24 protein-coding genes and 1 tRNA gene are annotated in these 23,440 nt (G+C 69.2%); 12 read left to right on the top strand and 13 right to left on the bottom strand.

What is annotated here, in order from left to right:
* Window positions 1-733: DUF1707 and DUF4870 domain-containing protein (locus D474_RS29705; RefSeq protein ID WP_338045297.1), on the top strand; the 733-nt coding region annotated here is incomplete at its 5' end.
* Window positions 734-813: 80 nt separating this feature from the next.
* Here the strand turns inward: D474_RS29705 and D474_RS0122635 are convergent.
* On the bottom strand, window positions 814-1,380 hold the full coding sequence (locus tag D474_RS0122635; RefSeq protein WP_017615768.1) for a hypothetical protein: 567 nt from the start codon (window positions 1,378-1,380) through the stop codon (window positions 814-816).
* Window positions 1,381-1,674: 294 nt separating this feature from the next.
* Here D474_RS0122635 and D474_RS0122630 point away from each other — a divergent pair, with 294 nt between their 5' ends.
* Together D474_RS0122630 and D474_RS0122625 are read left to right on the top strand one after the other, a co-directional pair.
* Window positions 1,675-2,199, top strand: coding sequence for a peptidylprolyl isomerase (locus D474_RS0122630; protein WP_017615767.1), 525 nt, complete (start codon window positions 1,675-1,677; stop codon window positions 2,197-2,199).
* 219 nt (window positions 2,200-2,418) lie between these two features.
* Window positions 2,419-3,105, top strand: coding sequence for a rhomboid family intramembrane serine protease (locus D474_RS0122625; RefSeq protein WP_239647151.1), 687 nt, complete (start codon window positions 2,419-2,421; stop codon window positions 3,103-3,105).
* A gap of 122 nt (window positions 3,106-3,227) precedes the next feature.
* On the opposite strand, the gene D474_RS0122620 is transcribed toward D474_RS0122625, so the two are convergent.
* The 8 genes from D474_RS0122620 to D474_RS0122585 all read right to left on the bottom strand — a co-directional run bounded on the left by D474_RS0122620 (window position 3,228) and on the right by D474_RS0122585 (window position 12,866).
* The gene (locus D474_RS0122620; RefSeq protein WP_026118718.1) at window positions 3,228-3,482 is read right to left on the bottom strand and encodes a cell division protein CrgA; all 255 of its coding nucleotides are present in this window, start codon (window positions 3,480-3,482) and stop codon (window positions 3,228-3,230) included.
* Between the two features lie 185 nt (window positions 3,483-3,667).
* Window positions 3,668-5,497: a Stk1 family PASTA domain-containing Ser/Thr kinase gene (gene pknB / locus D474_RS0122615; protein WP_040704232.1), complete on the bottom strand. Its 1,830-nt coding sequence runs from the start codon at window positions 5,495-5,497 to the stop codon at window positions 3,668-3,670.
* A 95-nt stretch (window positions 5,498-5,592) separates the two neighbouring features.
* Window positions 5,593-7,047 (bottom strand): serine/threonine-protein kinase, encoded by a 1,455-nt coding sequence (locus D474_RS29700; protein ID WP_017615763.1) that lies wholly within the window; start codon window positions 7,045-7,047, stop codon window positions 5,593-5,595.
* Window positions 7,044-8,501, bottom strand: a complete 1,458-nt coding sequence (locus D474_RS0122605) for a peptidoglycan D,D-transpeptidase FtsI family protein (RefSeq protein ID WP_017615762.1) — start codon at window positions 8,499-8,501, stop codon at window positions 7,044-7,046. The genes D474_RS29700 and D474_RS0122605 overlap by 4 nt, the downstream gene beginning before the upstream one ends.
* The gene (locus D474_RS0122600) at window positions 8,498-9,904 is read right to left on the bottom strand and encodes an FtsW/RodA/SpoVE family cell cycle protein (protein WP_017615761.1); all 1,407 of its coding nucleotides are present in this window, start codon (window positions 9,902-9,904) and stop codon (window positions 8,498-8,500) included. The genes D474_RS0122605 and D474_RS0122600 overlap by 4 nt, the downstream gene beginning before the upstream one ends.
* A gap of 4 nt (window positions 9,905-9,908) precedes the next feature.
* On the bottom strand, window positions 9,909-11,306 hold the full coding sequence (locus D474_RS0122595; RefSeq protein ID WP_017615760.1) for a Stp1/IreP family PP2C-type Ser/Thr phosphatase: 1,398 nt from the start codon (window positions 11,304-11,306) through the stop codon (window positions 9,909-9,911).
* The gene (locus tag D474_RS0122590) at window positions 11,303-11,803 is read right to left on the bottom strand and encodes an FHA domain-containing protein FhaB/FipA (RefSeq protein ID WP_193374041.1); all 501 of its coding nucleotides are present in this window, start codon (window positions 11,801-11,803) and stop codon (window positions 11,303-11,305) included. Before D474_RS0122590 ends, D474_RS0122595 begins: the two co-directional genes overlap by 4 nt.
* 295 nt (window positions 11,804-12,098) lie before the next feature.
* Window positions 12,099-12,866 carry an FhaA domain-containing protein gene (locus D474_RS0122585; RefSeq protein WP_017615758.1) on the bottom strand — a complete coding sequence of 256 codons (768 nt, stop codon included), beginning with the start codon at window positions 12,864-12,866 and terminating at the stop codon, window positions 12,099-12,101.
* Between the two features lie 238 nt (window positions 12,867-13,104).
* On the opposite strand from D474_RS0122585, the gene D474_RS0122580 reads away from it, so the two are divergent.
* Window positions 13,105-13,190 (top strand) — tRNA-Leu (locus D474_RS0122580).
* Window positions 13,191-13,318: 128 nt separating this feature from the next.
* Here the strand turns inward: D474_RS0122580 and D474_RS0122575 are convergent.
* On the bottom strand, window positions 13,319-13,858 hold the full coding sequence (locus D474_RS0122575) for an SSI family serine proteinase inhibitor (protein WP_017615757.1): 540 nt from the start codon (window positions 13,856-13,858) through the stop codon (window positions 13,319-13,321).
* An 86-nt stretch (window positions 13,859-13,944) separates the two neighbouring features.
* Here D474_RS0122575 and D474_RS0122570 point away from each other — a divergent pair, with 86 nt between their 5' ends.
* The 7 genes from D474_RS0122570 to pheA all read left to right on the top strand — a co-directional run bounded on the left by D474_RS0122570 (window position 13,945) and on the right by pheA (window position 19,918).
* Window positions 13,945-14,277, top strand: a complete 333-nt coding sequence (locus tag D474_RS0122570) for a rhodanese-like domain-containing protein (RefSeq protein WP_017615756.1) — start codon at window positions 13,945-13,947, stop codon at window positions 14,275-14,277.
* Window positions 14,278-14,353: 76 nt separating this feature from the next.
* Window positions 14,354-16,324, top strand: a complete 1,971-nt coding sequence (locus tag D474_RS0122565; protein WP_017615755.1) for a PAS domain S-box protein — start codon at window positions 14,354-14,356, stop codon at window positions 16,322-16,324.
* A 125-nt stretch (window positions 16,325-16,449) separates the two neighbouring features.
* Entirely contained in the window at window positions 16,450-17,055 is a 606-nt protein-coding gene (locus tag D474_RS0122560) for an ATP-binding protein (RefSeq protein WP_017615754.1), read from the top strand.
* A 130-nt stretch (window positions 17,056-17,185) separates the two neighbouring features.
* Complete coding sequence (locus D474_RS0122555) at window positions 17,186-17,536, top strand: STAS domain-containing protein (protein ID WP_193374040.1); 351 nt, start codon at window positions 17,186-17,188, stop codon at window positions 17,534-17,536.
* A gap of 55 nt (window positions 17,537-17,591) precedes the next feature.
* Entirely contained in the window at window positions 17,592-18,344 is a 753-nt protein-coding gene (locus D474_RS29695; protein ID WP_017615752.1) for a glycosyltransferase family 2 protein, read from the top strand.
* A gap of 85 nt (window positions 18,345-18,429) precedes the next feature.
* On the top strand, window positions 18,430-18,960 hold the full coding sequence (locus tag D474_RS29690; RefSeq protein WP_239647150.1) for a DUF4446 family protein: 531 nt from the start codon (window positions 18,430-18,432) through the stop codon (window positions 18,958-18,960).
* Window positions 18,961-18,970: 10 nt separating this feature from the next.
* Complete coding sequence (gene pheA / locus D474_RS0122535; RefSeq protein ID WP_017615750.1) at window positions 18,971-19,918, top strand: prephenate dehydratase; 948 nt, start codon at window positions 18,971-18,973, stop codon at window positions 19,916-19,918.
* Between the two features lie 23 nt (window positions 19,919-19,941).
* Here pheA and D474_RS32850 read toward each other — a convergent pair whose 3' ends face one another.
* A complete protein-coding gene (locus tag D474_RS32850; RefSeq protein ID WP_017615749.1) occupies window positions 19,942-20,109 on the bottom strand; it encodes a hypothetical protein in 168 nt (55 codons plus the stop codon).
* A 143-nt stretch (window positions 20,110-20,252) separates the two neighbouring features.
* On the opposite strand from D474_RS32850, the gene serS reads away from it, so the two are divergent.
* Complete coding sequence (serS, locus tag D474_RS0122525; RefSeq protein ID WP_017615748.1) at window positions 20,253-21,527, top strand: serine--tRNA ligase; 1,275 nt, start codon at window positions 20,253-20,255, stop codon at window positions 21,525-21,527.
* Window positions 21,528-21,597: 70 nt separating this feature from the next.
* On the opposite strand, the gene D474_RS0122520 is transcribed toward serS, so the two are convergent.
* Together D474_RS0122520 and D474_RS0122515 are read right to left on the bottom strand one after the other, a co-directional pair.
* Window positions 21,598-22,143 carry a bacterial proteasome activator family protein gene (locus D474_RS0122520; protein WP_017615747.1) on the bottom strand — a complete coding sequence of 182 codons (546 nt, stop codon included), beginning with the start codon at window positions 22,141-22,143 and terminating at the stop codon, window positions 21,598-21,600.
* A gap of 25 nt (window positions 22,144-22,168) precedes the next feature.
* Window positions 22,169-23,143 carry an NAD(P)H-quinone oxidoreductase gene (locus tag D474_RS0122515; protein ID WP_017615746.1) on the bottom strand — a complete coding sequence of 325 codons (975 nt, stop codon included), beginning with the start codon at window positions 23,141-23,143 and terminating at the stop codon, window positions 22,169-22,171.
* Window positions 23,144-23,440: the final 297 nt, after the last annotated feature.

The following is a 23,440-nucleotide window of genomic DNA, read 5'->3' as shown; positions in this document are numbered from 1 at the left end:
CCCCGACGGGTCGCGTCCCGATGTCGTGAGGGAGGGTGACGTGGCGGTGGACGAACATCGAGGCCACACCGACCGGCCCCGGCCGTACCGCGGGGGCACCCCCGAAATGCGCCTCTCGCACGCCGACCGCGACGAGGTCGCCGAGGTGCTCCGGGAGGCCTACAGCAAGGGCCAGATCGACGACGACGAGTTCGGGCAGCGGGTCGACGCGGCGATGAGCGCCAAGTACCCCTCGCAACTGGAACCCCTCACCGCGGACCTCGGGCCGCTTCCCTCACAGGGGCAGCCCGGAGCGAGCGTGCCCGGCGTGCACGGGCAGCAGGCGGAGCCCGAGTACGGCCCGGCCGAACGGGTGATCTCCGCGGTGGGGCACGCCAGCCACTACTACCTGCCTTTCGTGGTGCCGCTGCTGCTCTTCATGGTGAGCGACAAGACGTCCTGGTACGTGCGGCGGCAGGCGATGGAGGCGCTCAACTTCCAACTCTTCTGTGTCATCGCCGGGACGGCCAGCGCCCTGCTCATCACGCCGATCGCGCTCTTCTGGGCCCTCGGGCCGGTGGCACTGGCGGGGGCGCCGGCGGTCCTGTTGGGCGCGCTCATCGCGGTTCCGGTGGCGGTGCTGCTGTACGTCGTCACCGGGTGGATGATCCTGCCGGCGGTCGCTGGGATCGCGAGCCTGATGGGGAAGAACTGGCATTACCCGATGTTCTTCCGCCTCCTCAAGGACAAGTGAGGGGCCGGGGCCCGAAGGCCCCGCCACCGACCCGCGTCATGGGGGATGGCCGGCGGGCTGTGCGCCCACCGGACATCGGACTAGGACTTGGAGGAACCGTCCTGGTCCGACCCGGTCGTGGCCCGCACCTTCTCCTTGGCCGTGTCCTTGGTGGCCTTGGCCTTGTCGGTGGCCTCGGACGCCTTCGCCTCCAGGTTCTCGCGGGTCTCGCGGACCTGGTCACGCGCCTGGTCCAGGTGCTCCTGCCACTCGGCGTCCTGCGACGCCTGGCGCATGCGAACCAGCGAGTAGACCACGACACCGCCGACGACGGCCGCGCCGCCGATCAGCAGAGTGCGGGAGAGCCTGCGGTTCTGGCGCAGTACGCGCAGACCGCGACGGGGCGGCTTGGGGTCGACCCGCTGAGCGGCGGTGGTGAGGAGGTCGGCCACACGAGGGGCGACGGTGTCCTCGACCCGCTGGGCGGCGGTCTCCAACCGGGGGGCCGTCCAGCCTCGGGCCTGGAGGAGCTTCAAAGAGGCCTGGTCGCGCGCTTGGTCGGCGTACGGGCCGAGGCGCTCGGCCTGTTCGCGGGCGAGGTCCTGGAGGCGGTCGATGGCCACCTCGGCCTCCTTCTGTGCCTTGCGACGCTTCGTGGTGATGGGCACGTCGTCAGCTCCTTCGATAGAGATCGTCAGCGGCCTCCACCCGTGGACGGCGGGCAGTGCCGTACGGGCGGCTTGCCGTCCGTCCTTCCCTGTTACCCGGGTGTTATCTCAACTTACGTCCTCTCCGTCTGTGATCTGTGTTTCAACACCGCGCGTGACGCTACGACCCGGGAACAGGTAGTAGCTCGGTGTCGTTCGGGACGGGATTGTCCACAGGTCACCGGGTTCCGGCGAAGCGCGGGTACCGGACGGGTAACGTGAGCACGTACGCGAACTCGACCGAAAGGCACGCAGGTGTCGGACTCCAAGGGTCAGCCCACCGCGCGGCTGAACACCTCCAAGGGAACCATCGTCGTCAAGCTCTTCGAGGAGGAGGCTCCCGAGACGGTCGCCAACTTCATCGGCCTGGCCGACGGCTCCAAGCAGTGGATGGACCCCACCACCGGCAAGCCCTCCAACAGCAGCCTCTACGAGGGCACCATCTTCCACCGCGTCATCGACGGCTTCATGGTCCAGGGCGGCGACCCGCTCGGCACCGGCCGCGGTGGCCCCGGGTACACGTTCAAGGACGAGATCCACCCGAACCTGCGCTTCGACCGTCCGTTCCTGCTGGCCATGGCCAACGCCGGCCCCGGCACCAACGGTTCGCAGTTCTTCATCACCGTGGACAAGCCCTACTGGCTCGACGGCCGCCACACCATCTTCGGTGAGGTCGTCGAGGGCGACGACATCGTCACCCAGATCTCGCAGGTCGCCACCGACTCCCAGGACCGGCCCCGCGAGGACGTGGTGATCAACAGCGTCGAGATCACCCGATAGAACCACGGGAGTGAGAGACCGGCCATGAGTGAGCCCCCACCGCCGACCGGTGCGTCACCCACAGGGGACAGACCCGCGCCCCGCACCTGCTACCGGCACACCGCACGGGAGACCGGGGTCAGCTGCACCCGTTGTGGACGCCCCATCTGCCCCGACTGCATGGTCGAGGCGGCCGTGGGGTTCCACTGCCCGGACTGTGTCGCGGAGGGGAACCGCAGCATGCGGCAGGCCCGGACCGTCTTCGGCGGCAGGGTCATCGAGAAGCCGTACGTGACGTGGACGCTCCTGGGCCTCATCGCGGTCGGTTTCGTGCTGCAGCAGCTGATGCCCGGCATCGTGTCCGACCTGGGGATGCACGGCTACTGGGTGTACCTGGGAGGGGACTGGTACCGGCTCATCGCCTCGGCGTTCCTGCACGGGGGCATCTTCCACCTGTTGTTCAACGGGTACGCGCTCTTCCTGCTCGGCAACGCGCTCGAGCGGTGGCTCGGCCACGGCCGGTTCCTCGCCCTGTGGTTGCTGGGTGCGCTTTCGGGGTCGGCGCTGAGCCTCCTGGCCGCTCCCGGCCAGCTGTCCATCGGGGCCTCCGGGGCGATCTTCGCGCTATTCGGCGCGGCGTTCGTGACCGGTCGCCGCCTGGGCCTGGACATGCGGATGATCCTCGTCCTGCTGGTGGTCAACCTGGGGATCACGTTCCTGGTCCCCAACATCTCCTGGACCGCGCACATCGGCGGCCTCGTCGCCGGTTTCGCGGTGGGCGCGGTCTTCGCACTGCTGCCCAGGGGACGGACCGACCACTGCAGGCGCACCCTGGTGCACACGTCGATGACCGCGGCCTACGCCGTGCTGCTCGCCGCGCTGCTCATCGGAGGGCCGGTGCTCGTGTGGCCGGCTCTCGGTTTCTGAGCTGAGACCGGCCGGGAACACACCGAAGGCCCGGGAGGGGACCGTCGTCCTCTCCCGGGCCTTTCGTCTGTCTGCGAGGTGCGCCGCCGGGTTGCTCGCGGGGGGCGGACCGCTGTGGGGCGTCAGTGCCAGCGCGTCGACAGGATGACCGCCAGGATGATGCCGCTGAACCCGATGAGCAGGTTCCAGTTGTGCCAGTCCTGCATGTAGGGGATGTGCGAACCCGCGATGTAGTACACGCCGATCCACAGGATGCCCAGGATGAAGGAGCCCAGCATGACGGGCACCAGCCAGGGGGGACTGACCTTGGGCTTCTCCTTGGAAGGAGGCGGAGTGTAAACAGCCTTCTTCTTGCGATCGTTGCGGGACTTGGGCACGGTCGCTGCTCCAAAGAGGTGGGGCGGTTCGGAAAATGTGCGCACAGTCTACGCCCAGCCGGAAGCCTGCGTCACCGGCAGGCCCGGCGGGCAGGGACGACGGTGCCCCGCGGCCGCAACCTCCCAAGACCCGGGGTGTTGCGACCACCGTTGGAGTACACGTCGGGCCGCGGGGCACCGGTCGGTCACTGGTCGTCCTGGGGGCGGACCATGTCGTCATCCTCGGGTGACTCCGGCTCGTCCGGGGGGCCCGGATCGCCGGTCGGCAGGTCGGGGATGCCGGGGCCGTTGTCGGTCGGATCGTCCGTGGGATCCTCGGTGGGGTCCTCATCGCCGTTGTCGTCCTCGGGCGCGGAGGCGATCATGAGCGTCACCGTGGAACCGGCGTTGACCGACTGCCCCGCGGCCGGAGCGTGGGAGAGGACCGTGCCCTCGGGGGCACCGTCGTCCTCCTGCTCCTCGGTCTGCGCCTCCAGGCCCAGCCCCTCCAGGGTCGAGACCGCGTCCTCCTCGGTCTGGCCCTCGAGTTCGGGCACCTCGACCTGTTCCGGGCCCGAGGAGACCTGGAGCGTGATCGAGCTGTCGGAGGCGACCTCCTGGCCGGCGGCCGGATCGGTGCCGATCGCCGTGCCCTGCGGGACGTCGGTGCTGGCCTGCTCCTCCGTGCTGACGTTCTCGAAACCGGCGTCGTTGAGGGTGCTCATCGCGTCGGACTCGCTCTGGCCCTCGACGGACGGGACCTCGGTGTCGCCCTGGCCCTCGGAGATGACGAGGGTGACCCGATCGGTCACCGGGATCTCTTCACCCGCCTCGGGGTTGGTCTCCAGGACCGTGCCCTCCTGGGCGTCCTCGTCGGTCTGCTCCTCGGTGTTGATGTCCTCGAAGCCCTCGTCTCCGAGTGTGGTACGGGCCTCCTCCTCGGTCTGGCCCACCACGTCGGGGATCGAGGCCTCCTCCGCGGCCGGACCCTCCCGGTTGAACAGCCAGAACAGCAGGGCGAGCGCGCCGATGACACCGATGAGCAGCAACAGCCACAGGGCCTTCTTGCCTCCCCCGCCCCTGCGGTCGTCGTAGCGGTCGTCGTCCTCGTAGTCGTCGCTGTAGTCCGCCGGAGGCAGTGTCGTGGTCGCGCCCGCACCGGCGGCGCCCATCATCATCGTCCCGGCCTGCGTGGGCATGCCCTGTAGACCGCGCTGGATGTCCGCTCGCATCTCCGCGGCGTTCTGGTAGCGCTCCTCGCGGTCCTTGGTCATCGCCCGGAGTGTGACGTCCTCCAACCACTGCGGGACCTGCGGGTCCACCTCGCTCGGCGGGACCGGGTCCTCGCGCACGTGCTGGTAGGCGATGGAGACCGGGGAGTCACCGGTGAACGGTGGGCCGCCGGTGAGTAGCTCGTAGAGCACGCACCCGGTCGAGTAGATGTCGCTGCGCGGGTCGACGCGCTCGCCGCGCGCCTGCTCCGGGGAGAGGTACTGAGCGGTACCGATGACCTGCGAGGCCTGCGTCATCGTGGCCTGGTCGTCGGACATCGAACGCGCGATGCCGAAGTCCATCACCTTCACGTCGGCACTGCGAGTGAGCATGACGTTGGCGGGCTTGATGTCCCGGTGCACGATCCCGTTGCCGTGGCTGTACTCCAGCGCGTTCAGGACCCCGTCGACCAGCTCCGCGGAGCGGTCCGGCAGCAGCCGGCGGTCGTCGTCCAGCAGTTCCTTGAGCGTGCGCCCGTCCACGTACTCCATGACGATGTACGGGATCGAGACCCCGTCGATCATGTCCTCACCGGTGTCGTAGACCGCGATGATCGCCGGGTGGTTCAGGGAGGCCGCGGACTGTGCCTCACGGCGGAACCTGGCCTGGAACACGTGGTCCTTGGCCAGGTCGTGTCGTAGGGTCTTGATCGCGACGAGCCGGTCGAGGCGAAGGTCGCGTGCGCGGTGTACCTCGGCCATGCCGCCACGCCCGACGATCTCGTCGAGCTCGTAGCGGCCTCCGAGGAGCCGGGGCTGGGACATGTCGTGCACTTATCCTCGTGTCTTCCGGCGGCCGGCCGCGGACCGCCTCCTACGCTGAGCGTCTCTCGCCCAATGCCACGTCACTCTGGTGTCGGTCATCCGTCGTCGTTCTCGTCACCCGGAGGGGTCTCGTCCTCGGGCGGAGGCTCCTCGTCCTCCGGAGGGGTCTCGTCCTCGGGAGGGGGCTCCTCCTGTCCGTCGTCCTCGTCCTCCTCGGGCGGGGACGTCGGCTGTTCGGTCTCCTCGTCGGGTTCCTGGGTCGGCGGAGGGCCGGTCTCCGGAGGACCGGTCGACCAGTCGTCGTCCTGCGGCGGTCCCTCGGGTTCGATGGGGACCTCGGGCGTCTCGGTCTCCTCCTGCTCCGGTGTCGGAGTGGGGGAGGGAGCCTCGACCTGGTCCTGGGTGCCGACCTGGTCGCGTGCTGCGCCCGTCTCCTCCGTATCGCCCCCGAACAGGAAACCGGCCACCACGGCGGACACGATGAGAACGGTCGCCGCGACGGCCGCGAGGACCACAGGCATCTTGATACGGCCACCCTGGTCCTGATCCTCGCCCAGGGTATCCGAGACACTGTCCTGGCCTGGAGGAACGCCCTCGGGGCCACCCTCCTCGGCGGTTCCTGGTTCGGGAACGGCCGCCACGACGGCAGTCTGGGCCATGCCCTGGAATCCCGTCGAGGGGGTCGGCGGGCCCGTTCCGGCGTTGGACCGGATCACCGCGGCCGTATGGGCGACCTCACTCGCAGAGGAGGGGCGGTCGTCGGGGGCCTTCTGCAGCATGGACGAGACCAGGCCGTCGACCTCCGCGGGCACGTGCACGGGAAGCTCCGGCGGTTCCTCGCGGGTGTGCGCGAGCGCCAGAGCGACCGGGCTGTCCCCGGTGAAGGGTGGCTGCCCGGCCAGGCACTCGTAAGCCACCACACCGAGCGCGTACAGGTCGGAGGAGGAGGTCGCCGGCCGCCCGGAGGCCTGTTCCGGCGAGATGTACTGCGCCGTGCCCATGACCATGCCGGTCTGGGTCAGAGTGACCGACATGTCGCCTCGTGCGATCCCGAAATCGGTCAGCTTGAGCTGGTCGTCCTCGGTCACCAGCAGGTTGCCCGGCTTGATGTCGCGGTGCACCACACCGCGCGCGTGCGCAGCCGCGAGCGCCTTGGCCGCCTGGCACACGAAGTCCAGGGTGCGGTCCGGCGTCAGGTGGCCGTTCTCACGCAGGATCTGGGAGAGCGGCTCACCGACCACCAGCTCCATGATGAGGAAGGCCCGGCCTTCCTCCTCGCCGTAGTCGTAGACCTGGGCGATGCCCGGGTGGGAGAGGCCGGCGGTGATCCGCCCCTCGGTACGGAACCGTTCCCGCGCCGTCGGCTCGGCCATCTGGGCCGGGTGCAGCAGCTTCACGGCGACCGGTCTGTTGAGCAGGGTGTCGGTGGCTTTCCACACCGTGCCCATGCCGCCGGAACCGACCTGTTCCTCGAGTCGGTAACGGTCGCTCAGCACGGTCCCCGCGAGCTCCGGGGGACCGTTGCGGGAAGACGGCTCGTTGGCGCTCACTCCTGGACCACTGCCTCCATCATCTGCCGTGCGATCGGAGCGGCGTTCTCGTTTCCGCTGCCGCCGCCGTGCTCGATCACGACCGCGACGGCGACCTCGGGGTCGTCGGCGGGCGCGAAACCGATGAACCAGTTGTGTGTGCCGTCCTCACCGCCGGTCTCGGCGGTACCGGTCTTGCCGGCGACGTCCATGCCGTCGATGGCGGCGTTGGTGCCGGACCCGCCCTGCTCGGTGACGGGCACCATCATGTCCGTGAGGGTCTGGGCAGTGCTGGCGCTGGTCGCCGTGCTGTAGGGCTCCGACTCGGTGGAGGAGAGCGTGGACTCCCCGTTCGGCTCCTGGATCCGGTCCACGACGTAGGGCGTCATGACCTCGCCGGAGTTGGCGATGCCGGCCGAAACCATCGCCATCTGGAGCGGCGTGGCCTCGACGTTGCCCTGCCCGATGCCCGCGCGACCGAGGACGTTGCGGTCGTCCTCCTCGGGCGCGAGGCTCGGGGTGGCCTCCAGCGGGGTCTCCAGCACCTCGTCCTGGTTGAACCCGAACGCGGTCGCCTGCTCGCTGAGCGGTGCGCCGCCCATCTCGATCGCCCAGTTGGCCATCGACGTGTTGCAGGAGATCTGGATCGAGTGAGCCAGGCTGTCGGGCTGGCCGTTGTTGCAGGTGCCGCCCGGTGTCGCGTTGGGCAGCGGGCGCCCCAGGTCGAGCGTGTCGGGGGCGTCCATGGTGCTGTCGGCGGACGCGTCCAGGTTCTCGATCGCGGCGGCCGCGGTGACGACCTTGAAGGTCGACCCCGGGGGGTACCGCTCGTTGAGAGCGCGGTTGAGCAGCGGCTTGCCCTCGTCCTGCTCCAGCTCGACGTAGTTGTCGACGGCGCTCTCCTGGTCGTCGATGCTCACGACGTCGTTGGCGTCGTAGGAGGGATAAGAGACCGCGCCCAGGACCTCGCCGCTGTTCGGGTCCAGGGCCACTGCGGCGCCGTTCTTGCCCTCGTCGACGAACCCGTCGTACCCGGCCTGCTGGACCTCGGGGTCGAGCGTGAGCTCCACGCGCGCACCGCCCGGGTCGTGCCCGGTGAGGATATCGCGCAGGTTGCGGGCGGCGAGGCGGTCGTCGGAGCCGTCCAGGAGCGAGTTCTCGGCCTCCTCGATGCCGGAGGCGCCGTAGCTGCGGAAGGAACCGACGATGGGCGTGTAGAGGTCCTCGCCGTTGTACATGCGCTGGTAGCGGGACGGGTCGTCCTCCTCCGAGATGTCCTCGGAGTAGGCCACCGGTTCCCCCGCGACCTGGATGGGGCCGCGCTGCTCGGTGAGGCGCTCGCTGTACTGGCGGCTGTTCAGCGGGTCCTCGCGGATCGCGTCCGCCTGGAAACCCTGGATCCAGGTGGCCTGGAGCATCAGGGCGCCGAACAGGATCATGGAGAAGACGGCGAGGCGCCGGATGGGTGTGTTCATCGTCGGATCACCTGTGTGGCCCCCTCGTCCTGGATCGCCTTGGGCGCCGGGCGGCGCGCGTTGTCGCTCATACGTAGAAGCAGGCCGATCATCAGCCAGCTCGCCATGAGCGCCGAACCGCCCGCGGCCAGGAACGGCGTTGTCATACCGGTCAGGGGGATGATGCGCAGCAGGCCGCCGAGAACGACGAAGACCTGGAAGCACGTGACGATGGCCAGACCGCTCGCCAGCATCTTGATGAACAGCTCGCGGGAGGCCAGCGCGATGCGCATGCCCCGCTGCACGAGCAGGAAGATGACCACGAGGATGGCCATGAGCCCCGTCAGCCCCAGCTCCTCGGCGATCGAGGCAAGGACGAAGTCGCTGTCGGCCGCGAAGATGTTGTGTGCGTCGCCGCCGCCCAGGCCGGTGCCGAACAGGCCGCCGTAGGCCATGCCGATCTGGCCCTGCACGAGCTGGGCGCTGCCGCCGACCGCGTCGTAGACCTCCTGGTCGAAGGCGTTGAACCAGATGTTGACGCGCTGCTCGAAGTGCCAGAAGAGCTGGAAGGCCATGGCCGCGGCCAACACGAACACGCTCACGCCGATGATCACCCACGACGAACGCTGGGTGGCCACGTACAGCATCGCCAGGAACGTGCCGAACAGCAGCAGCGAGCTCCCGAGGTCCTTGGTGACGACCAGCAGGCCGATCGCCATGACCCAGCCCACGACCATCGGCATGAAGTCGCGGGCGCGGGGCAGGTCGAGGATCTTGAACCGGCCGACCTTGATCTCCTTGGCCGCCAGCGACAGCACCTGGCGCTTGGTGACCAGGTACGACGACAGGAAGATGACCAGGGCTATCTTGGCGAACTCCGAGGGCTGGATCGTGAAGCCGCCGACGCCGATCCATCGGCGGGCACCGTACTCGGAGATCCCGATGACCGGGAGCATCGGCAGGGCGATGAGAACGATCGCGGCCAGCGCGCTGATGTAGGTGTAGCGCTGCAGGATCCGCGGTTCCTTGAGGAAGAACAGCAGGGCGATGCACAGGGTCATGCCCACGGCCGTCCAGACGAGCTGCATCCCGATGCCGGCGTGCTCGATGTCACCGGAGTCGGCGGCGTCCAGGCGCCAGATCATCGCGACGCCGATCCCGTTGAGGAACAGCGCGCACGGCAGGATCAGCGGGTCGGCGTACGGTGCGATCCAGCGCAGTGCCATGTGGGTGGCCAGGGCCATGGCTCCGAAGAGGAGGCCGTAACCCCACATCGCGCCGGGTACCTGCCCGTTGAGGTTGAGTCCGGCCACGGCCATGGCCCCCATCGTGACCACGATGGTCACGCCGATGAGGGTGAGTTCGGCGTTGCGCCGTTGGACCGGGGGTAGCTCGGTGGGTGCCTCGGGGGCCGCTGTGCTCATGGCGTCACCCGGTTTCCTCGGAGCCCTCGTCGGTGCCGCCGGGGTCGGTACCGCCGTCGGTTCCGGTCTCCGCACCGATGTCGGCATCAGGAGCGTTGCCGGTGGCGCCGGCGTTCTGGTTCTCGTCGATGTTCTCGCGGAGTGTGTCGAGGTGGTCGACCGCGTCCTGCTCGTTCTCGAAGGGCACGGTGCCGTTGACCGCTTCGCGATCGGAGGTGCTCAGGGCGTCGATGCGGATGTCGCTGGTCTCGATCTCGTCGGAGAGGTCGATCCCGGCGATGTTGGTGTCGATGCCCTGGTAGACGCTGACCGTCTCCCCCTCGCTCGAGGGGCCGACGAAGTACTGGTCCTGGACGTACCTGTTGCCGAAGTAGTAACCGATCCCGGCCACCAGGACGACCACGAGCAGGAAGACGAGGACCATCGGCCACCAGCGGCGCCGGCGGTACTCGGTCTCGTCACCGTTGCCGCGGCCTTCCTCGTACGGGTCGCCGTAGGGCTCACCGTAGTCGCGGTGCTCCTCCTCGACGGGGTCCATCTCGGCGGTGTCGCTGCCGTTCTCGCGCAGGTCGCGCGCGCGTCTGGCAGGGGTGTCGCTGCCTTCGTCGACGCCCTCGCGACGCTGGTCGGCCGCGCCGACGACCTGGCTGCCGTGGCTGGGCCCGGTGGGGTCGGCGTCGGCCTCGATGACGTCCGCGACGACAGCGGTGATGTTGTCCGGGCCGCCCCCGCGGATCGCCAGGTCGATGAGCTTGCGCCCCGCAGCATGCGGGTCGGACTCGGCCTCGAGGGTCTCGCGGATGGTCTTCGGGCTGACCACACCGCTCAGCCCGTCGGAGCAGAGGAGGTAGCGGTCACCGACCTCGGCCTCGTTGATCGACACGTCGGGGTCGACCGGGCTCTTGCCGTCGAGGGCGCGCAGGATCAGTGAGCGTTGCGGATGGGTGGCGACCTCCTCCTCGGTGATCTTGCCCTCGTCGACGAGGGTCTGCACCAGGGTGTGGTCGTGGGTGATCTGCTTGAACACCTGGCCGCGCAGCAGGTAGGCGCGGGAGTCACCGATGTGGAGAAGGGCGACACGGCCCTCGGCCCACAGCATGGCCGTGAGCGTGGTCCCCATGTTCTCGAGCTGGGGCTCCTCCATGATCCGCTGCGAGAGCGAGGAGTTGGCCTGCACGACGGCGTTCTGGAGGACCTCGACCATCTCGTCGGATCGAGGGTTCTCGGTGTCGAGGCGGCGGATCGTGGAGATGGCGATGGAGCTGGCCACCTCGCCGCCGGCGTAACCGCCCATGCCGTCGGCGACCGCGAGGAGGTGCTGGCCGGCGTAGCCGGAGTCTTCGTTGCCTTCGCGGAGGCATCCTACGTCGGAGTACGCCGCGTATCGGAGAGCGATGGTCATTTGCGCAGTTCCAGGACGGTTTTGCCGATACGGATGGGTTGACCCACCGTGATGGGCTGGGGGCGATTCAGCTTCTGCTGGCCGAGGTAGGTGCCGTTCGTCGAGTTGAGATCTTCCACGAACCAGCGGCCGTTGTCGGAGTAGACGCGTGCGTGGCGCCCCGAGGCGTAGTCATCGGTGATGACCAGGGTCGAGTCGGGCGCGCGTCCGATGAGGATGGGTTGGGAGCCCAGGTCGACGGTGGTCCCTGAGAGGGGCCCCTGGGTCACGGCGAGGACCGTGGGCTCGTTGCGTCGAGAGCGGGAGGGCCGCGACGACTGGGAGGACGCGGCCCGGCCGGGAGCGGGGCGCGCCGAGGGGCGGGGCTTCTTCTTGCCCTTCTTCTTTTTCTTCGGCCCGAACAGGTCGGTGTTGATGACCCCGACCGCCATGAGGACGAAGAGCCAAAGCACCACGAGGTACGCGACCTTGATCAATATGAGTGTCAAGTTGGACATCGAACTGCTCTTCAGCCCCTGTCGTGCTCCGGCCGTGGTAGCGGGCCTGCGCGCCGCCACCGCTTCTTCCCCACCTTCGGGTCGGTGAGTGGTCGAGATACCTGCTTCCGCGCCCGTCGGGTAGCGGACAGTGTGCCCGATGGGTCGGGTCTTCGCGGAGACTACCCGCCCGGACGGATATCCGACAGCGGGTCCGATCTCCGCCGGACCCGGGGCCCGACCTGTCAGACGCCGCCGGAACGCGGTTGGTTGCGAATCCCGCGGCTCTGACGGTCGTTGCCGAGCCCGATGCAGGTCAGTCCCTACGGAACGTCATCGTGGTGCGGCCCAGGCTGATCCTGCTGCCGTCGACGAGACGGACCTGGCCCACCTGTTGGCCGTTGACGAAGGTGCCGTTGGTCGAGCCCTTGTCGACCAGGACGGCCTCGTCGCCGTCGAGACGGATCTCGACGTGGTGCCGGGACACCCCGTTGTCCACCAGCCGGAGGTCGCAGTCGGTGCCGCGGCCCAGAAGGGTGACAGGTGTGGTCAGTTCGAAGGACTGCTGCATGCCATGGCTGGCGATGCTGCCCTCGGCGGTGGCGCCGCCGGGGGAGATCAGCAGGCGGGGTCGGCCGGCCTGCTGCGGGCCGCTGCTCTGGCCGGGCTCTCCGACCGGCTGGCGGACCTCGCCGTCCTTGTCGATCATGCTGCCCCGGACGACGCCGGACCGGATGCGGAAGCGCCCGGTCTTGAGGCCGTCGTCGGACCGGAAGTGGACACGGACCGGGCCGACGAAGGAGTAACCCTGTTCGGTCGCGTAGTCGCGTGCCAGTTTCGACAGCTCCTGACCGAGGCTGTCGGCGTAGACCTCAAGGCGCTCCTTGTCGCTGCCCGAGAGTTCCACGATGAAGTCGTTCGGGACCAGGGTCCGGCCCTGGGCGACGATCGCCGCGCGTTCGTCCATCTCCCGCTGGACGGCACTCGCCACCTCGACCGGTTGGAGCTCCGACTTGAAGGCCATCGCGAAGGTGCCTTCGATCATGCCCTCAAGCCTGCGCTCGAAGCGTTGGAGCACTCCCACGAGGTACCTCCCTTTGTACTCCACTCCGTATGTGTAAACGATCGTAACCGGGCTCGGGTCCCCCTGCTTTCAGTCGCACCCCCCGGAGCGCTGCCCTCCGGTGGTGAGTGGCAGGTGGAGAGTGGTCGTAAACGAGTGTGCAAGCCACCTTCAGGCCGTGCTAGCCTTATTCATGTCGCAAGGGGCACGGGCCCGAAAGGCCCTGCAACCCGCACATACAACATGATGGTTGTCACCCGGGCGGGTGGCGGAACGGTAGACGCGCACGGTTCAGGTCCGTGTGTCCGAAAGGACGTGAGGGTTCAAATCCCTCCTCGCCCACCATGATCCCGCGGGGTCGGTCCCAGACCGTACACCCCGCGGGATTTTCTGTGTACGCCTGCGGGGTACGTCCGGCCGCACAGAAGGAGGGGCCGGGCCCACGGCCCGCCCCTCCTGTACTCGGTGGACGATCAGGGGTTGAGTACTGCGTCGAGCTCCTCGAAACGCTCGATCTCGCAGCCGTTGCGCTGGTTGAACTCGGTGTCGATCTCGGTACCGTGCACCTGGCCGGTCACGTGGGCCTCCTCGGGGCCGCCGATCTGCATGGTGCACGCCATGTCGCTGGTGTCGAGGGTGAACGGCTCCTCGCCGGACTCCTCGATCTGGGCGCAGGCGGCCTCGACGTCGGGGTGGTCCCCGCCTTCAGGGCCGCAGGTGAGCGTGTACGTGCCTTCCTCGAAGCCCTCGGCGGGCTCCAGGGACTCGTCTTCGCTCAGGGAACGTTCGATGGTCAGCTCGACCTCGGCGTCGCCGGAGGCCTCTCCGTCGTCTTCGTTGTCGGCGTCGTCGCCCTCGTTCCCGGGGGCTTCGGTCGATTCGCCGTTGTCGTTGTCGGGGGCGGGAGCGTTCACCTCGGAGGAATCGTTGCCGCAGGCCGTGAGGAGCAGGCCGAGGGCTGCGAGAGCGGCGAGGCGGGTCGGCAGCGTGGTCGCGAGGGTGTGCATACGCATGTGTCTTGGACGTGCACCCACGGCGATACGGTTCCCACCGGGCGCAGTTTTTTCCCACGACCCGTACAAACAGGGGGAACACGAACATGTTCGGCAGTGACATTCCCGAGGTCGCGGCCTCCGACGTACCGGAGAACGCCTTCCTCCTCGACGTCCGCGAGAACGACGAATGGGACGCCGGCCACGCTCCCGGCGCCGTCCACATCCCGCTCGGCACCCTGGGCGACCGTGCCATCGAGGTACCGCAGGACCAGAAGATTTACGTGATCTGCCGCTCCGGCGGGCGCTCCGGCCAGGCCGCGACGGCGCTCAACCAGGCCGGGTGGGACGCCGTCAACGTGGCCGGGGGCATGCAGGACTGGGCCGGTTCCGAGCGTGACATGGAGTCCACCGGCGGTGACGAACCCCGGGTGATCTGACCGATTCAGGTGGCCGATTCCCACCGATTACGCAAAGGCCTGCCACTCGGGCGCTCCCGAGTGGCACTATGACCGCGTGAGTTCCGAGCGCGACCCCCTCAGCGCCGACGACGTCCTGGCCTCCGCGGCCGACGCCGTGATCGTGATCGACGACGAGTCCCGGGTGACCGATTGGAACCCGGCGGCCGAACGCATGCTCGGATGGTCCCGTGAGGAGGTCCTGGGGCGGGAGCTGCCCATCGTGCCCGGCGAGCTCAAGGCCGAGCACGGCGCCGTCCTGGAGCAGGCCCGCGCCGGGTCTCCGCTGTCGATCGTCACGCGCCGCCTGCACAAGGAACGCGGTGCTGTGGACGTGCGTATCAGTACGGCTGCTGCGCGCGACGGGGACACCGGGGCATGGCGCGGATGGGTGCTCACGCTCTACCCGCGAGAGAACGAGACCGATGTGCACACCGCGGCCATGGAGCGTGCCCGTCTGGTGCGGCGTCTGACCGACATGGTCGTGGACATCAACGCCGACCTCAGTCTCCAGTCGGTGCTGGACCGTCTCTCCGGCAGCATCACCGAGCTCACCGGCGCCGACGCCGGCGGATTCGTCCTGCTCAACGAGGACCGCGTGGAACTGGTCAGTCTCAGCGAGCTCCCCGACAACCTGCAGGGTTTCAGTGCGCCCCTGGAGACCAGCCTGTTCGGGGAACTCCTGCGCAGCGGCAAGTCCGTGCTGCTGGCGAACGAGGACACCCGGGGACTGCAGGACCTCATCTGGGCCGACCTGCCCGGCCTGCACACGATCGCGCTGTGTGTGTCCAACGTGCACGGCCGCCCCTACGGAGCGCTCTACGCCCTGTACAGCCGACGCAAGGTCGGGCACGTGGAGCTGGAACTGCTCGAACTCCTCGCCGCGCACGCAGGGGTGGCCATCGGAAACGCCCTGGCCTACGAGGAGACCGACCGACAACGGTTGCACGAACAGGTGGTGGCCGACTCCAGCGCGGACGGCATCGCGGTCCTGGACTTCGACGGTCGTGTGCGCAAGTGGAACCGTTCAGCGGTCGAACTCACCGGATACAGCACCGAGACGATGGCCGGGAGGCACCCTCCGTTCCCGATCCCCGCATGCCACGGCGAGCCGATCAAGCACAAGCTCGACGACGGCCGTTGGCTGGAGATCCTCATGGCTCGGATCCCCCGCACCCACGAGTGGGTCGTGGACTTCCGCGACATCACCGCGCAGAAGCACATGGAGGACGACCAGGAGCTGTTCCTGGCCACGACCGGTCACGAGCTGCGCACGCCCATCACCGTGATCCACGGGCTGGCCTCCACGCTGCGCACGAGGTGGGGGCACCTGGAAGCCGAGGCACAGCGGGAGGCGGTCGAGACCATCGTGGAGCGGTCGCGTTCGCTGGTCGCGCTCGTGGAACGGCTCAGTCTGGGGTCGGACGTGGCCCGGGGCGAGCTGAACGTCAAGCAGGTCCCGTTCGACCTGCACGAGCTGCTCCACCAGGCGGTCTCGGCCTTCCGGCCGCTGTCCGAACGCCACGACGTGCTGATGGAGGGCTGCGTTCCCCTGCCTCCCGCGGTGGGCGACCCGCTGGCCACCGGCATGATCATGGACCAGCTCCTGGACAACGCGCTCAAGTTCTCGCCCGGAGGTGGAACTGTGCACGTCAGCGTGCAGGCCGAGGGCGATCGTGCGGTGGTGACCATCGAGGACGAGGGCATGGGCCTGCACCCCGGTGACGAGGAGCGGGTCTTCGACCGTTTCGTGCAGTCGGGCGTCCGCGGCGACCGTCGCAAGTTCGGTGGGATCGGTATCGGGCTCTACATCGTGCGCCAGCTCGCCCGGGAACAGGGCGGCGACGTCACCGCCCAGGGGATGGCCCGGGGAACCCGCGTGCGGTTGGCTCTACCGCTGGTCAAGGGTGGTGAGCCACAGGCGTCACGGTTGTCCCGATCAGCACAGGAAACAACAAAAATCTCAAAAAGCACCGAAGCCTTGCTGAGTAAGCGTTCCGAGCGCCCCGATGCCGGTGGGGAGGCCTGAGGCGCTCCGGTCTCACGTTTTCGAGCTGGGTGATCGGGGCATTTCCACCCCTGGTGGACGCGGCCGTCACACTTCGGTGGCTCCCACCCTGCTCGCTACAGTACGAACGCTCAGGGACAAAAGCCGTGGCAGGAGACAGAACCTCACCCGAAGACGGGGAGCGCCGGCACGAGGTCGAGCGGAACGTCACCCTTCCCTACGTCCCCTCCAGTGTCACCGGGTCGCGCAAGCTGCTCCAGGACGACCTCACCGGGATCGGGCTCGGCGATGACCGTGTCGACGACGCCGCCCTCGTCCTCAGCGAACTGGTCAGCAACGCGCTGCGCCACGCCGCTCCTCTTCCCGCGCCCGACGAGGACAGCGTCGGTGTCGCCTGGCGCGCCGGGCTCGACCCGGCCTCGGCCTCCACAGGGTGGGTGGAGATCTCGGTGCGGGACGGCGGATCCAGCACCATGCCCCGTGTGGCCCAGCCCTCCGTCTCCGGTCTCGGTGGCCGCGGCCTCGGCATCGTCCAGGCCCTCGCCGGCCGCTGGGGCACCGAGATGGACGGCAACACCACCACGGTGTGGGCGGTCCTGGAGATCACCGACGACGACCTAGTGGACAAGGGTTCCGGCGCCGAAGCGGTATCGGCTGACGACGTCGCCTCCGACACCCCCGGCGACCCCGCCGTCGTCGAGGTCCCCGTTGGGGCGCAGGGCAACGCAGCTGCCGGCAGCGCTCTGCTCTGACAGCCCCTTCTCCACCGCACGATCCGAAGCCCGGTGTGCCTCGCCCGGTGCGGCCGCGGACCCACGGCGAAGTCGGGAAACGCCGTGAACGAGGTGGCTGGTGGTCGTGGAGGACGCTACAGTCACGACTGTGGAGTTGAAGATATCGAGCCGATCTCAGGACGACGTCGCAGTGGTAACTGTGGGCGGTGAGGTCGACCTGTACACGGCACCCCAGTTGCGCGACGAACTCGTCGGGGCCCTGGAGGACGGGGCACGGCGCTTGGTCATCGACATGTCGAGGGTCGAGTTCTGTGACTCGACAGGCATCAGTGTGCTGCTCTCGGCGATGAAGCGCTCCCGCGACAACGAGGGCGACCTCGAACTCGTCGCACCCAAACCCGCTGTCACCAAGGTGCTGGAGGTCACCGGGCTGGATGAGGTCTTCACCATCCATCCGGACCTCGGGACCCTCTCGGCTCACACCGGCCCCGGCGCCTGACCGCGCCGGCGTGGGACGCGAGACGGGCGATGGCCCGGAGGGTTCTGCGGTCGCCGTGATCATCGCAGCCAAGAACGAGGAGCTCAGGGTCGGCCGGACAGTCGAGGCCGCCCGCTCCCTCCCCGGCGTGGATCTGGTTCTCGTCGTCGATGACGGATCGACCGATCGCACCGGGGTCCTTGCGCGTGAGGCCGGGGCCCGCGTCGTGCGCCATCCGCGCAACAGGGGCAAGGGAGCCGCGATGGAGACCGGTGCCGGGGCCGTCGCCGAGGTGGAAGCGCGCGAGGATCGGGTCGGTCTCGTGCCCCGCCATCTCCTCTTCCTCGACGCCGACCTCGGGGAGACCGCCGCGGACGCCGCTCCGCTCCTCGAGCCGGTCGTCGACAAGAGCGCGGACATGTCCATCGCCCTCTTTCCCGCAACCCGTGCCCGCCTCGGCGGGCACGGGTTCGTCGTGCGCCTGGCACGCGGCGGGGTGCGCCGGGCCACGGGCTGGGAGCCCGAGCAGCCGCTCAACGGTCAGCGCTGTCTGAGCCGCGCGGCTTTCGAGGCGGCCTGTCCGCTGGCCCGCGGGTTCGGGGCCGAGACCGGTCTGACCATCGACGTCCTGCGCGCGGGCCTGCGTGTGGTCGAGATCGAGGTCCCTCTGGAACACCGGGCCACCGGTACCGACCTGCGCGCCCAACTGCACCGCGCCCACCAGTTCACGGATGTGGCTCGCGCCCTGGCCGTTCGCGGTGCCGGGCCCGCGGCACGGCGGGCTCTGGCGCGTACAGGACTGCGCGGCCGGACACGATCGGCGTACTGAATCGGTCTTTCCCGTCAGGTCACGAACCGGGCGCGATCGCTCGGAGTCTCCACGTGCATGCGTTCGGTCACGCTACGGTCGCGCCGTGGTTGTCTTCCTGGTTTTCCTCAGTATGGCCGCGGCGCTGGGCGCACTCGCGTGCGCGGCGGTCGCCTGCGCAAGGGTCCGCACGCTGGAGGGCGAGAACCGTGCCCTGCTCAACCGTGACTTCGAGGTCCGCTCTTCGGGCGTGGATCCTCGTGCCGTCCGCGACGTGGCGGTGGTGCACTACGACGCCCTCGAGGAGATGTCGGGGGCGCGCTCCTTCTCCGTGGCCCTGCTCGACGGCCAGGGCGACGGGGTCGTGCTCACCAGTATCAACGGCCGTACGGAGGCACGCACCTACGCCAAGGCCGTGATCGCCGGCGAGGGGGAGGGCCTGCTCAGCAACGAGGAGTACCGGGCCGTGCGCTCGGCACGGCTGGGGTACGGGCCCGCGGGCGGAACCACCGGCGGTCTCGGCACTGCTCGTCCCCGGCCCTCGGGTTCGTGGACGAGCGGCGATGAACCCGTCAGCGTTTTCTCCCGCGCCGGTCACCTCCCAGGTGAGGGGCCGCACACCTGGGGAGGCGAGTAGCCTGAGAGGCATGGCCAAGCGATACGCCTACCTCGGCCCCGAGGGCACGTTCACCGAGGCCGCTCTGCGCGCTCTCCACCCCGATGCACCGGAGGAGGCGCGTGTTCCCTGCGACGGTGTCGCGGCCGTCTTCGACGGCGTGCGCTCGGGCGGGGTCGACGGCGGGGTGGTCCCGCTGGAGAACTCCGTCGAGGGCAGTGTCACCGCGACCATCGCCGAGCTCGTCAACGGCGATCCGCTGATGATCACCGATGAGACGTCCGTGCCCGTGGAGTTTGCTCTCTACGCCCGCCCCGGCACCGTCCTCGCCGACGTCAAACGCGTGGCCACCCATCCGCACGCCTTGGCGCAGTGCCGCCGTTGGCTGTCCGGGCACCTGCCCGACGCCGACACCCACACGGTCTCGTCCACGGCTGCCGCGGCCCGCGCCGTCGCCGAACCCGGTGCCCCCTACGACGCGGCGATCTGCGCCGTCATCGCCGGTGAGCGTTACGGACTGCAGGCCCTGGCCACCGGGATCGGCGACCGCGCCGACGCTGCGACCCGGTTCATCTACATCACCCGTCCCGGGGCGCTGCCCGAGCCCACCGGTTCCGACCTGACCTCGCTGGTGGCCTTCATCGCCCAGGACCGCCCCGGTGCCCTCGGGGACGTGCTCGATCAGTTCACCGTGCGCGGGGTCAACCTCACCCGTTTGGAATCGCGGCCCACCGGTGATGCGCTCGGCGACTACTGCTTCTGCATCGACGCCGAGGGCCACGTCGCCGACTCCCGGGTCGGCGAGGCGCTCATGGGTCTGCGCCGCGTCTGCCGGGACGTGCGCTTCCTCGGGAGCTATCCGCGCAGCGCACGGCCCACCGAACTCGAGCCGCGCCTGCGGCCCCGGCCCACGACCGAGGCCGACTTCGCAGAGGCCGAGCGCTGGCTGGCGCGCGTGCGGGCCGGGCAGGTCGACTGAGGAGCCGATCACCCGGCCGGGGATCAGTGCGCGGCACCCTCGGCCTCCTCGAACATCCACTCTTCCTGTGCCGCCCGCTGCATCTCGCGGTGCAGTGCCAACCGCAGCGCCTCGTCCTGCGGGAACCGGGCGTTCAGCGCGTCCAACGCAGCGGCCAGTTCCTCGGCGGTCATCGTGTTCAACGGCTTCACGCAGGCCCTCCCTCGTGGTCTCGCCGCGCGCCCGGGCAGGCCCGGGCGCTCCGTCATCCGGTGGGACGGGGGAGCGGTGCGGTCATGACGTGACTCCGGGAAAGATGTCGGCCCGGAGGGAGCCTGGGGGTAACCTGCAAGGCGTGATCGACCTTCGCGCACTCCGAGACGACCCCGAACGACTCCGAGCCTCGCAGCGTGCCCGTGGAGAGGACCCCTCCGTCGCGGACCGGCTGCTGGAACTCGACTCCGACCGCCGCTCCGCCCTCACACGGTTCGAGACCCTGCGGGCCGAGCAGAAGAGTGTCGGTAAGTCGGTGTCCAAGGCCTCTGCGGAGGAGCGCGAGGAGCTGCTGTCCCAGGCCAAGGCGCTCGCGGCCCAGGTCAAGGAGGCCGAGGCCGAGGCCGGGCGGCTCGGTGACGAGCTCGACGCCCTGCTGGGCAAGGTCCCCAACCTCGTCGAGGGCGCACCCGAGGGCGGCGTCGACGACTTCCGTGTCGTGGACACCGTCGGCGAGCCCCGCGCGTTCGACTTCACCCCCCGCGACCACCTCGAGCTCGGCGAGATGCTCGGTGCCATCGACACCGAGCGAGGCGCAAAGGTCTCCGGTGCGCGGTTCTACTTCCTCACCGGTGTGGGGGCCCAGCTCGAGCTCGGGCTGCTCAACATGGCCATGAACCAGGCCATCGGCGACGGTTTCACACCGATGATCCCTCCGGTGCTGGTCAAGCCCGAGACGATGGAGGGCACCGGTTTCCTCGGTGAGCACTCCGACGAGGTCTACCACCTGGAGGACGACGACCTCTACCTGGTCGGGACCTCCGAGGTTCCGCTCGCCGGATACCACGCCGGTGAGATCCTGTCCGGCGACTCCCTGCCCAGCCGGTACATCGGGTGGTCGTCCTGCTTCCGCCGCGAGGCCGGCTCCTACGGCAAGGACACCCGCGGCATCATCCGCGTGCACCAGTTCAACAAGGTGGAGATGTTCGTCCACACCCACCCGGACCGTGCCCATGAGGAGCACGAGCGGCTGCTGGCATGGGAACGCACCATGCTCGACAAGCTCGAGCTGCCCTACCGTGTCGTCGACATCGCCGGCGGCGACCTGGGCACCAGCGCCGCCCGCAAGTACGACTGCGAGGCCTGGGTCCCCACGCAGGGGACCTACCGCGAGCTGACGTCGACCTCGAACTGCACCCAGTTCCAGGCCCGCCGGCTCAACATCCGGTACCGGGACGAGGACGGCAAGCCCCGCTTCGCCGCGACCCTGAACGGCACCCTCGCCACCACCCGGTGGATCGTCGCCGTCCTGGAGAACCACCAGCGCGAGGACGGTTCGGTCGTGGTGCCCGAGGCGCTGCGCCCCTACGTGGGCCGTGACGTTCTGGAGCCGGTGCGCCCCGCCAAGAAGGGCTGAGCCTCCCGAACCAGCAACGAGCCCGCCGCGGAGACGATCCGGGGCGGGCTCGCTTCGTGTACGGGCCGGGTCAGAGGTAGGGGCCGCCCAGACGGCCCTCCCCCTGGTCCCCGGGGCCCTGCGCCTGCTGCATGCCCGCAGCCATCCCCTGGGGCAAGGCCTTGCGCATATTCTCCAGCTGTGCACGAGCCGCCATCTGCTGGGCGAACAGGGTCGTCTGGATTCCGTGGAAGAGCCCCTCGAGCCAGCCCACCAACTGCGCCTGGGCGATACGCAGCTCGGCGTCGCTGGGTGAGGACCCCTCGGCGAAGGGCAGGGTGAGCCGCTCCAGCTCCTCTATGAGTTCGGGGGCCAGGCCGTCCTCCAGCTCCTTGATGGAGGACTCGTGGATCTCCTTGAGCCGCGCCCGGCTCGCGTCGTCCAGCGGTGCGGCCTTCACCTCGTCCAGGAGTTGGCGGATCATGCTGCCGATACGCATGACCTTCGCCGGCTGCTCGACCATGTCGGCCAGGGTGCGCGGCTCCTCGGAACCCTCACCTCCGGACCCGTCACCGTCCTGCTGCTCGCCCATCAGCAGAACCCGGGGCTGCTCCTGTTCGTGGTCCTCGTTGCTCATGGGTTCCCTTCCCGTCCGAACACCGTCAGCGTGTGAGGAGGATCTTGCCGGTGTGCTCACTGGCCTCCATGACACGGTGCGCCTCGGGCGCGTCGTGCATCGGCAGTGAACGGTCGACGACGGGACGGATGTCGCCGCCCTCGACCAGCGGCCAGACCTGCTCCAGTACCCCCGCGACGATCGCCGCCTTCTCATCGGCGGGCCGGGAACGCAGCGTGGTCGCGTGCACGGAGAGCCTCTTTGCGAGCATACGGCCGAGGTCCAGTTCCGCGCTGCGGCCTCCCATGAGCGCGATCGTGGTGACGCGACCCCCGGTGTTGAGTGAACGCAGATTCTTGTCGAGGTAGGAGCCGCCCATGATGTCGAGGATCAGGTCGGCGCCGCCCTCCTCGCGCAGGCGCTCGGTGAAGTCCTCGGTGCGGTAGTTCACGGTGATCTCCGCGCCGAGCCGGCGGCAGGAGTCCAGCTTCTCCTCACTGCCGGCCGTGACCGCGACCCGTGCGCCCAGGGAGCGGGCGAACTGGATCGCGAACGTGCCGATCCCGCTGCCGCCGCCGTGGACCAGGACGGTCTCGCCGGAGCGCAGCCCGCCGACCATGACCAGGTTCGACCAGACCGTGCAGGCGACCTCGGGCAGGCTCGCGGCTTCCACGAGCCCGATGTTCGAGGGCACCGGCAGCAGCTGGCCGGCCGGGACCGCGACCTTCTCCGCGTAACCCCCGCCGGACAGGAGTGCGCACACGCGGTCGCCGACCGACCATCCGGATTCCTCGGCCCCCGGGCCGAGGGCGGCGACAGTACCCGAGCACTCCAGCCCCGGGTACTCCGGTGCGCCCGCGGGCGGCGGGTAACGGCCCTCCCGCTGGGCGACGTCGGCGCGGTTGACGGCGGTGGCTGCCATCTCGACCAGGATCTCGCCCTCGGCGGGGACGGGGTCGGGGACTTCGGACCAGGCGAGGGCCTCGGGGCCACCGGGTTCGGTGACGGTGATCGCGTACATGGATCCGACCGTATCGATCCGGACCACCGACTTCGAGGGCCGGGAGGTAACTGGATCCGCGTCGTCGGAGGGGGTCGCGGACGTGATGCTTGCGCTGCCGGTGACGGGTATGAGTGATGCCGAGTGAACCCCGAGGCGGGGCCCGAGCGTCTCTCGGGTCCGACCTCTTCCGACCCCTCAACGCAGGAGAGCTCCGGTGGCACAGCACGAACAGCACGGGCCGGACCCGGACACCGAGTCCGCCCGGGGCGGGACCCACGAGCCCTTCGCCGAGGACGTCCCGGGGCCGCAGCCGTC

Origin of the sequence: Nocardiopsis salina YIM 90010, assembly GCF_000341025.1 — a bacterium.
GTDB classification, from domain to species: Bacteria; Actinomycetota; Actinomycetes; order Streptosporangiales; family Streptosporangiaceae; genus Nocardiopsis; species Nocardiopsis salina.
Note: the sequence above shows the minus strand (reverse complement) of the source record. Positions and strands in the feature narration are given on the sequence as shown.

Bases quoted from the DNA above. Each gene is read 5' to 3' on its own strand.
- D474_RS0122625 (WP_239647151.1), top strand. From the start codon at position 2,419: ATGCGGCAGGCCCGGACCGTCTTCGGCGGCAGGGTCATCGAGAAGCCG.
- D474_RS0122590 (WP_193374041.1), bottom strand. From the start codon at position 11,803: ATGTCCAACTTGACACTCATATTGATCAAGGTCGCGTACCTCGTGGTG.
- pheA (WP_017615750.1), top strand. From the start codon at position 18,971: ATGGCCAAGCGATACGCCTACCTCGGCCCCGAGGGCACGTTCACCGAG.
- D474_RS0122595 (WP_017615760.1), bottom strand. From the start codon at position 11,306: ATGACCATCGCTCTCCGATACGCGGCGTACTCCGACGTAGGATGCCTC.
- D474_RS0122575 (WP_017615757.1), bottom strand. From the start codon at position 13,858: ATGCGTATGCACACCCTCGCGACCACGCTGCCGACCCGCCTCGCCGCT.
- D474_RS0122570 (WP_017615756.1), top strand. From the start codon at position 13,945: ATGTTCGGCAGTGACATTCCCGAGGTCGCGGCCTCCGACGTACCGGAG.
- D474_RS0122515 (WP_017615746.1), bottom strand. From the start codon at position 23,143: ATGTACGCGATCACCGTCACCGAACCCGGTGGCCCCGAGGCCCTCGCC.
- pknB (WP_040704232.1), bottom strand. From the start codon at position 5,497: ATGTCCCAGCCCCGGCTCCTCGGAGGCCGCTACGAGCTCGACGAGATC.
- D474_RS0122520 (WP_017615747.1), bottom strand. From the start codon at position 22,143: ATGAGCAACGAGGACCACGAACAGGAGCAGCCCCGGGTTCTGCTGATG.
- D474_RS0122600 (WP_017615761.1), bottom strand. From the start codon at position 9,904: ATGAGCACAGCGGCCCCCGAGGCACCCACCGAGCTACCCCCGGTCCAA.
- D474_RS0122605 (WP_017615762.1), bottom strand. From the start codon at position 8,501: ATGAACACACCCATCCGGCGCCTCGCCGTCTTCTCCATGATCCTGTTC.